This is a genomic window from Streptomyces mayonensis (assembly GCF_018982965.1).
GTDB lineage: Bacteria > Actinomycetota > Actinomycetes > Streptomycetales > Streptomycetaceae > Streptomyces > Streptomyces mayonensis.
In genome coordinates this window covers 1-8537 of record NZ_JACBYP010000192.1, presented here as the reverse complement: position 1 = coordinate 8537, position 8537 = coordinate 1, and the positions used below count along the sequence as shown (strand labels likewise).

The following is an 8537-nucleotide window of genomic DNA, read 5'->3' as shown; positions in this document are numbered from 1 at the left end:
AGGCCAGGTCGGGAGCGGGGGTCGGTGGGGGTCGTGGGCGGGTGACGGACAATGGGGGCATGGCGGGAACGGGAGAGCGGGCGCGGCACTGGCGGTACGCGGAGCTGCCCGACGTCGACCTGCTGCGGGCGCGGTACGTGCGGAAGACCTTCGTGCGCCACACCCATGAGCACTTCGTCATCGCCGCCATCGCCGACGGCGCGGAGATCTTCCACCACGGCGGCAGCGACCAGTACGCCGGCGCGGGCTCCCTCGCTCTCGTCAACCCCGACACCCCGCACACGGGCCGGGCCGGAGTGCCGGAGGGGTGGCGGTACGGCGCCGTCTACCCCGCTCCCGAGCTGGTGGCCGGGATAGCGGCGGAGACTACGACGCTGCGCGGTACCCCCGGGTTCGTCCGGCCGGTGCTCGACGACCCGTACACCGTCGAACTGGTGCACCGCGTACTGCGGGCCGCCGACGAGGGCAACGCGCTCGCCGCCGACACCCTGCTGAGGGTGGTCGTCACCCGGCTGCTGCGGCTCAACGGCGGCCTGCTGCCCCGGCGGAAGGTGCGGACGGCCGGAGCGAAGACCGCGGCACGCGCGCGTGCCGCGCTGGAGGAGCGCATGACCGACCCGCCGAGCCTGGAGCAGCTCGCCACGGAGCTGGGGAGCAGCCCGTTCGCGCTGCTGCGGGCCTTCCGGGACGCCTACGGCATGCCACCCCACACCTGGCTGACGGACGCCCGGGTGCGCTGCGCGCGGCGACTGCTCGACGCCGGCAGGCCACCGGCCGAGGCCGCCGCCGCCGTCGGCTTCACCGACCAGCCGCACCTGAACCGGCACTTCGCGCGGATCGTCGGCGTGCCGCCCGGCGCCTACCAGCGGGAGCGCAAGAACGTACAAGACGCGCGGCGCCGACTGCTCCTACCGTCCGAGGCGTGACTGAACAGACAGCCCTCCTCGATGCGAACACCGTCGAGGACAAGTCCGACGCCGCCGTCGTACGGGACGCCCTGGGGGTCGGAGTCGCCGTCGGACTGTCCGGGTTCGCCTTCGGGGTGACCTCGGCCGGCAGCGGACTGACCCTGGCCCAGACGTGCGCGCTCAGCCTCCTGGTGTTCACCGGTGCGTCCCAGTTCGCGCTCGTCGGGGCGCTCGCGGCCGGCGGCAATCCGCTCACCGCGGCGGCGGGCGCCTTCTTCCTGGGCGTGCGCAACGCGTTCTACGGACTGCGCCTGTCGCAGTTGCTGGCCCTCCCCCGCGCGGTGCGGCCGTTCGCCGCGCAGTGGGTCATCGACGAGACGACGGCCGTGGCCCTCGCACAGCCCACCCGGCGCGCCGTCCGGCTCGGCTTCACCGTCACCGGTCTCACCCTGTACCTGCTGTGGAACCTGACCACACTGCTCGGCGCGCTGGGCGCGGAGGCCATCGGCGACACCGAGGCCTGGGGGCTCGACGCGGCCGGCCCCGCCGTCTTCCTGGCGCTGCTGGCTCCGATGCTGACGAACACCACCGAGCGCACGGTCGCCGCGCTGGCCGTCCTGCTGGGTCTCGGCCTGCTGCCCGTCCTGCCCGCCGGAGTGCCCGTCCTGGCGGCCGCACTGGCGGCACCGCTCGTCCTGTGGGCACACGGACGCCGCGCCGACGGCGCTGCGCGGGGCCCCGAGAACCGCGAGGCGTCCTCGGGCCGCGAGAACCGGGAGGCAGCCTCGGGGGAGGAGCGGCGATGAGCGTCTGGATCGCGATCGCCGCGACCGCGGTCGGCTGCTACGCGGTGAAGCTCGCCGGGCTGCTCGTGCCCGCGGACGCCCTGGAACGGCCGCTGGTCCGCCGGCTCGCAGCCCTGCTGCCCGTCGCCCTCCTCGCGGCGCTCACCGCCCAGCAGACCTTCGCCGAGGGGCAGACGCTCGTCGTGGACGCGCGGGCCGCGGGTGTCGCCGCGGCCGCGGTGGCCCTGCTGCTGCGCGCGCCGTTCCTCCTCGTCGTCGCGGCGGCCGTGGCGGTGACCGCGGGCGTACGGGCCTTGGGCGGCTGAGCCGGGCGCGCCCTGGCGACCGGGCCGCAGGGGTGGGACGGTCAGTCGATGTCCCGACCGTAGGCGCGGAGCGTGCGCAGTGCCTCGACGGTCACCGCGGGGCGGGCCTCCAGGGCGGGCGCCGGTGCCCAGCGCCGCCACCGCACGGGCCAGCCGCCGTCGTCCTCCTGCTGAGCAGCGAGATGGTCGAGGGAACGCGCCATTTCCGCGTCCGTGAACCACGCGCGCGCGAGGGAACGCGGGTTTCCCGCGTAGTCGTGCGGGAAGTGGTGCTCGCCGGGCGCGTAGCCGGGGGAGACCGGGAACGTGCCGAGGTCGTCCGGGTCCAGCACCGCGAGGCGCCGCTCGCGCACCAGGCGGCCCAGCCGGTCCGACGCCGCCCGCGCGCGGGGGCGGTCGGGAACGTCGTCCAGGAAGGCCACTGCGGCCTCGACCTCGTACGGGTGCGAGTCCTCGAGCGACTCGACCGCCTGCCAGCAGAAGTCCGTGGCGCGGAACAGCCAGGCGTGCCACACCTCGTTGCGGTGCAGCACACCGACCACTGGACCGGTGGCGAGCAGCTCCCCCGGCGGGTCGTCCACGACCGGGACGAAGGGCGCGGTCGGATACCCGCGTTGACTGGGCAGGATCGCAGGCAGGGCGCCGTCCGGCGTCGACACGGAGGTCAGATGGCGGCAGATCCGCTCGATCCGCCGGCCGCCGCAGCGCGCGACGGCGTCCAGGACGCGCAGGGCGCGCGCGGTGTGCAGCGGCTGGCTGACCGGACCGCGGAGATCGGGCTCCAGCGCGTGGCCGTATCCGCCGTCCTCATTGCGGTAGGCGTCCAGCGCGGTCTCCACCGGGCCGGCGTCCCCGCCCCGGAAGTGGTGGGCGAACAGGCGCTGCTCCAGTACGCGCGCCGTGAGCCATACGAACCGCTCCGCGCGTGCGAGCGCCGAGTCGTGCTCTGCAGGCGCGGAGGGGGAGTCGTGCTCCTCGCGCGCGGACGGTGAATCGTGCTCCGCGCGCGCGGAGCACGCGTCCGGGGCGGGCACGGGACCCGTGGGCGGGCGTCGGGAAGCTCTGGTTTCTGCCATGGCACAGACCGTAGGCCGCCGAGCGGTCCCGGCGCCCGGCCCCGGGTCGGGGCCCACTCCCAGGGGCGGGATACTGGTCTCATGCGGTTGACGGTCTTCTGGGAGCGGATGACGGACCACTTCGGTCCGGGGTACGCCGACACCTTCGCGCGCGACCACGTGATGGCGGAGCTCGGCGGGCGTACGGTGCGCGAGGCGCTGGACGCCGGCTGGGACGCCAAGGACGTGTGGCGGGTGGTCTGCACGGTCATGGACGTGCCCCGGGAGATGCGGTGACGTTCGCCGGAGATCACCGGAGCGGGGCCGGGTGTCGGCGGCGTGGGCGAGACTTGGCCCGTGGCATCCACTGACGAGACCGGGCAGCCGGCCCGGCAAGCATCCCCGTCCGGCGGCACGACGCCCCCTCCGGACCCTCCGGCGGGCGGTGGCGCCGGGCCGGGCGCCCGCATGCCGCGCTGGCTGCCGCGTGCCATGGTGCTGGCCCTCGCGCTCTTCGCCGCCTTCCAGCTCGGCAGCTGGGCCTTCCACCAGCTCACCGGCCTGCTGATCAACGTCCTCATCGCGTTCTTCCTGGCCCTCGCCATCGAACCCGCGGTGAGCTGGATGGCCGCGCGCGGCATGCGCCGCGGCTTCGCCACCTTCCTCGTCTTCCTCGCCGTGCTGATCGCCACCGCGGGGTTCGTCACGCTGCTCGGCTCCATGCTCGCGGGCCAGATCGTCAAGATGGTCGAGGAGTTCCCCGAGTACCTCGACTCCGTGATCAACTGGGTCAACGGCCACTTCCACACCGAGCTGCGGCGGGTCGACATCCAGGAGGGCCTGCTCCGCTCCGACTGGCTGCGCAACTACGTGCAGAACAGCGCCACGGGTGTCCTGGACGTGTCGGCCCAGGTCCTCGGCGGCCTCTTCCAGATGCTGACGATCTTCCTGTTCTCCTTCTACTTCGCCGCCGACGGCCCCCGGCTGCGGCGGGGGCTCTGCTCCGTCCTGCCGCCCGCCCGGCAGGCCGAGGTGCTGCGCGCGTGGGAGATCGCCGTGGACAAGACCGGCGGGTACCTGTACTCACGTGGTCTGATGGCGCTGATCTCCGGCATAGCGCACTACGTCCTGCTGGAGATCCTGGAGGTGCCCTACGCTCCCGCGCTCGCCGTCTGGGTGGGCCTGGTGTCGCAGTTCATCCCCACCATCGGCACCTACCTCGCGGGTGCCCTGCCCATGCTGATCGCCTTCACGGTCAACCCCTGGTACGCGCTGTGGGTGCTGGTCTTCGTGGTGATCTACCAGCAGTTCGAGAACTACATGTTGCAGCCCAAGCTGACGGCGAAAACCGTGGACATCCATCCGGCGGTCGCCTTCGGGTCGGTCATCGCGGGCACCGCACTGCTCGGTGCCGTCGGCGCCCTGATCGCCATCCCCGCGATCGCCACGCTGCAGGCGTTCCTCGGGGCCTACGTCAGACGGTACGACGTCACGGACGACCCGCGCGTCCACGGGCGCCGGAACCGTCCGCCGGGGCCCTCGGCCGGCACGCGGATACGCAGCCTGTGGGCCCGTCGGCCGGGGCAGCGCGGGCCGGGCGGTCGAGGGGCTGAGGACGGCGGTCCCGCCTGACGGACCGTGTCAGCACGCGGGGACGGGGCCTGTGAACCCGTGAACGGGCGGGGAGGGTTCCGTCAGCACGGCCGGGGCGGTGCTGCCGGCAGTACGGCGAGGACCGCATCGCGCCAGTACGGCGAGGACCGCATCGCGCCAGTACGGCGAGGACGGCCCGCACCCGGCGCCCACGGCCCCGACACGACCTGCGGGAACGCCGCGCGGTGTCCTACTCCCACACCACCACGTTCCGCCGTACCGGCACCGTCGCCGGGTCGGAGGCGAAGAGTTCGGGGGAACGGGCGCGGATGCGCTCGATGTCGTTGAAGACGGCCCTGAGGTGGTCGCGCATCCGGGCACGGGCCCCCGGGGTGTCGCCGTCGGTGATCGCGGCGAGGATCTCGTGGTGCTGGTCGGCGAAGACGGCCGGGGACTCGTGTCCGTGCAGGCCGAGACGGCGGGCCCGGTCGAGGTGCCCCTTGGCGGCGGCGACGGTGGTCCAGGAGTTGCCGTGACCGCTCAGCCGCATCAGGTCGCGGTGGAAGAGCTCGTCCAGGGCGAAGAACTCCTCGCGGTCGAGGCCGGGGCGGCGCTGACGCTCCAGGTTGTTCCGCAGTTCCTCGACGATCTCGGGGTCGAGTTGTCCGGGAAGGTCCTCCAGGGAGGAGAGTTCCACCGCCTCGCGCAGGAACTGGGCGTCGGCGACCTGGCCCGCGTCGACACGTGAGACGAACGAACCGATCTTCGGGAAGACCTGCACGAGTCCTTCCTGGGCGAGGAGGATCAGGCTCTCCCGCACCGGGGTGCGGCTGACGCCCAGTGAGGCGGCCAGTTCGTTCTCCGACAGCGCGGCGCCCGGGGCGAGTTCGAGGGTCAGGACCATCTGGCGCAGCCTGAGGTAGATGTCGCGCCGACTGGTCCGCCGCTCGTTCGATTGAGCCATGCGCACATCCTACGTACCGAAGGAGGGTCTTGCCCTGCTGTGCGACAAGTGCTTCCATACAAGTACTGCACGACAGGATGGAGCCGCAAGTGAGCAAGATCGAGCGGGCCGAGGTGCTCGTCTCCTCCCCCGGCCGCACGTTCGTCACGCTGCGCATCACCACCACCGACGGCGTCACCGGACTCGGCGACGCCACGCTCAACGGGCGGGAACTGGCCGTCGCCAGTTACCTCCGGGACCACGTGGCGCCCCTGCTCGTCGGCCGGGACCCCGCCCGCATCGAGGACATGTGGCAGTACCTCTACAAGGGTGCGTACTGGCGCCGAGGCCCGGTGACGATGACCGCGGTATCGGCCGTCGACACGGCGCTGTGGGACATCAAGGGCAAGGTCGCGGGCCTGCCCGTGTACCAGCTCCTCGGCGGCCGCTCCCGCGACGGCGTGCTGGTCTACTCGCACGCCAGCGGCACCGACACCCCCTCCCTCCTCGACGACGTCGAACGCCACCTCGAACTGGGCTACCGCGCGGTGCGGGCCCAGGCTGCGGTTCCGGACGTCGGCGGCACGTACGGGGTGCGCAAGGGCAGGATCTACGAGCCGGCCGCCACCGACCTGCCCGAGGAACAGCCCTGGGACACCGAGGCCTACCTGGACTTCGCGCCGCGCTACCTGGAGGCGGTCCGGGAGCGGTTCGGGTTCGGCTTCCACCTGCTGCACGACGTGCACCACCGGCTGACGCCGATGGAGGCCGCCCGCTTCGGCCGGAGCGTCGAGGACTGCCGGCTGTTCTGGATGGAGGACCCGACCCCGGCGGAGAACCAGGAGGCGTTCCGGCTCATCCGCGAGCACACCACCACGCCGATCGCGGTCGGCGAGGTGATGAACTCGATCTGGGACGTGCAGCACCTCATCACCGGGCAGCTCATCGACTACGTACGCACCACCGTCGCGCACGCGGGCGGCATCACCCACCTGCGGCGGATATTCGACCTGGCGGCGCTGTACCACGTCCGTACCGGATCGCACGGCGCCACCGACCTCTCTCCCGTCAGCATGGCCGCCGCCGTCCACCTCGACGTCACCGTGCCGAACTTCGGCGTCCAGGAGTACATGGGGCACGCGGAGGAGACCCATGAGGTGTTCCGTTCCGGCGTCACGTTCGCCGACGGGTACCTCAACCCCTCCGACGAGCCGGGGCTCGGCGTGGAGTACGACGACAAGGCCGCCGAGCGCTTCCCGTACCGGCGGCGCTATCTTCCCGTGGCGCGTCGTCTCGACGGCTCGGTGCACGACTGGTGAGCACCGGACACACGGGTGCCGGACACGTGAGCACCGGACACGCCCTTCCCCGCCTCGACCGTACGACGCTGTCGCGGCTGGCGCCCGGCCTGGGGCCCGCCGTCGACCCGGCCGGACTGCTCCCGCGCGTCGTCCACTTCGGGCCCGGTGCCTTCCACCGGGCGCACCAGGCCCTCTGTACCGAGAACGCCGCCGCAGTCTCCGGCGAGCCCTGGGGCATCACCGCGGTCGCGCCCCGCTCGACCGCCACCGTGCGCGCCCTGCGGGAGCAGGACTGCCTGTACTCGGTCGTCGAGCGCCGTCCCGACGGACCTGCCTGCCGGGTCGTCGGGACGGTGGTCGGCGCCCTGGCGATGGGCCCCGACGCCGAGGCGGTCGACGCGCTGCTCGCCGATCCCCGGGTGAGCGTGGTGACCCTCACGGTGACGGAGAAGGGCTACCACCGGTCGGCCGTGACGGGCGGCCTGGACGCAGCGGCGGGTCCCGTCGCCACGGACCTGGCCGCTCCGCCCGGCGCTCCGCTCACCACCGTGGTGGGCCGGCTCGCCACGGGCCTGGCCGCCCGGATGCGGTCCGGCGCGGCCCCCGTCAGCGTCGTCTCCTGCGACAACATGGCGGGCAACGGTGCCGTACTGGCCCGTGTCGTGCGCGACTTCGTCCGGGCCTCGGCCTGGCCGGACCGCGAGACGGTGCTGGCCCGGCTGGACGACGCGGTGGCCTTCCCGTCGACCGTCGTCGACCGGATCGTGCCCGCGACGAGCGACGCCGACCGGTCGGCAGCCCGTGCCGCGCTGGGCCTCGACGACGCCCTGACCGTGGCGGGCGAGCCGTACCGCAGCTGGGTCCTGGAGGACTCGTTCGCCGCGCCCCGGCCGCCCTGGGAGCGGGACGGTGCCCTGTTCGTGCCCGACGTCGGTCCGTACCAGCTCACCAAGCTGCGGCTGCTCAACGGCTCCCACTCGGCCCTGGCCCACCTGGGTCTCGCCACCGGCAGCGCCACCGTCGCCGAGGCCATGGCGACGCAGTGGGGCGAGCGGCTCGTCCGGGCGCTGTGCGCGGAGGTCGCCCCCACCCTGCCGGCCGGGGGTCCCGATCCCGAGGCGTACGCCGGTGAACTCGTCGCCCGGTTCCGCAACCCGGCGATGCGCCACACGCTGCGCCAGATCGGCTCCGACGCCTCCCTGAAGATCACCGAGCGCTGGCTGCCCGCCCTGCGCGAACTGCGCGCGAGCGGCGCGGACACGCCGGTCCTCGCCCTCGCCCTCGCCGCCTGGGCGCTCGGCACCCGGCCCGGCGCCCCCGGCCGGCAGGACCCCGCGACCGAGGCGCTCGCCGCCTGCTGGAGCGCCGGCGACCGTCCCGCGGGGACGGTGGGCGCGCTGCTGCGCACCGTCGGCGCGACGGACCTCGCCGACGACACCGCCCTCACCGCAACCGTGGCGGACCGGCTGCCGGCGCTGCGGGCGGGCCGCGTCGAGATCTGACACTCCCTGCACCACGGCCGTTGCCGCGCCACAGCCCCCTCTTGCACCACAGCCCCCTTTCCGCACCGCGGGCCCTGGCTCTTATACACAACAGACGCAGCCGACGAAATGCAGAGTGTAGATA

General features: G+C 73.3%; 9 protein-coding genes. 7 read left to right on the top strand and 2 right to left on the bottom strand.

The window, feature by feature from the left end; all coding sequences use genetic code 11:
- Positions 1-59: 59 nt before the first annotated feature.
- The 3 genes from HZS56_RS36405 to HZS56_RS36395 are packed head-to-tail and all read left to right on the top strand — an operon-like array spanning position 60 to position 2019.
- Complete coding sequence (locus HZS56_RS36405) at positions 60-926, top strand: AraC family transcriptional regulator (protein WP_216725089.1); 867 nt, start codon at positions 60-62, stop codon at positions 924-926.
- Positions 923-1714: an AzlC family ABC transporter permease gene (locus tag HZS56_RS36400; protein ID WP_216725088.1), complete on the top strand. Its 792-nt coding sequence runs from the start codon at positions 923-925 to the stop codon at positions 1712-1714. The genes HZS56_RS36405 and HZS56_RS36400 overlap by 4 nt, the downstream gene beginning before the upstream one ends.
- Positions 1711-2019 (top strand): AzlD domain-containing protein, encoded by a 309-nt coding sequence (locus HZS56_RS36395; RefSeq protein ID WP_216725087.1) that lies wholly within the window; start codon positions 1711-1713, stop codon positions 2017-2019. The genes HZS56_RS36400 and HZS56_RS36395 overlap by 4 nt, the downstream gene beginning before the upstream one ends.
- A 41-nt stretch (positions 2020-2060) precedes the next feature.
- Here the strand turns inward: HZS56_RS36395 and HZS56_RS36390 are convergent, their stop codons facing one another.
- Positions 2061-3095 carry a hypothetical protein gene (locus HZS56_RS36390; protein ID WP_253915477.1) on the bottom strand — a complete coding sequence of 345 codons (1035 nt, stop codon included), beginning with the start codon at positions 3093-3095 and terminating at the stop codon, positions 2061-2063.
- Between the two features lie 81 nt (positions 3096-3176).
- On the opposite strand from HZS56_RS36390, the gene HZS56_RS36385 reads away from it, so the two are divergent.
- Positions 3177-3371 (top strand): DUF3046 domain-containing protein, encoded by a 195-nt coding sequence (locus HZS56_RS36385; protein ID WP_216725086.1) that lies wholly within the window; start codon positions 3177-3179, stop codon positions 3369-3371.
- Between the two features lie 60 nt (positions 3372-3431).
- Positions 3432-4706: an AI-2E family transporter gene (locus HZS56_RS36380; protein WP_216725085.1), complete on the top strand. Its 1275-nt coding sequence runs from the start codon at positions 3432-3434 to the stop codon at positions 4704-4706.
- Positions 4707-4917: 211 nt separating this feature from the next.
- On the opposite strand, the gene HZS56_RS36375 is transcribed toward HZS56_RS36380, so the two are convergent.
- Positions 4918-5631 (bottom strand): GntR family transcriptional regulator, encoded by a 714-nt coding sequence (locus HZS56_RS36375; RefSeq protein ID WP_216725084.1) that lies wholly within the window; start codon positions 5629-5631, stop codon positions 4918-4920.
- Between the two features lie 89 nt (positions 5632-5720).
- Here HZS56_RS36375 and manD point away from each other — a divergent pair, with 89 nt between their 5' ends.
- On the top strand, positions 5721-6929 hold the full coding sequence (gene manD / locus HZS56_RS36370) for a D-mannonate dehydratase ManD (RefSeq protein ID WP_308408240.1): 1209 nt from the start codon (positions 5721-5723) through the stop codon (positions 6927-6929).
- 26 nt (positions 6930-6955) lie between these two features.
- On the top strand, positions 6956-8413 hold the full coding sequence (locus HZS56_RS36365) for a mannitol dehydrogenase family protein (RefSeq protein ID WP_216725082.1): 1458 nt from the start codon (positions 6956-6958) through the stop codon (positions 8411-8413).
- Positions 8414-8537 lie beyond the last annotated feature (124 nt).

Excerpts from the sequence above, each read along its gene's own strand:
- HZS56_RS36395 (WP_216725087.1), top strand. The coding sequence starts at position 1,711 with ATGAGCGTCTGGATCGCGATCGCCGCGACCGCGGTCGGCTGCTACGCG.
- HZS56_RS36390 (WP_253915477.1), bottom strand. The coding sequence starts at position 3,095 with ATGGCAGAAACCAGAGCTTCCCGACGCCCGCCCACGGGTCCCGTGCCC.
- HZS56_RS36385 (WP_216725086.1), top strand. The coding sequence starts at position 3,177 with ATGCGGTTGACGGTCTTCTGGGAGCGGATGACGGACCACTTCGGTCCG.
- HZS56_RS36375 (WP_216725084.1), bottom strand. The coding sequence starts at position 5,631 with ATGGCTCAATCGAACGAGCGGCGGACCAGTCGGCGCGACATCTACCTC.
- HZS56_RS36405 (WP_216725089.1), top strand. The coding sequence starts at position 60 with ATGGCGGGAACGGGAGAGCGGGCGCGGCACTGGCGGTACGCGGAGCTG.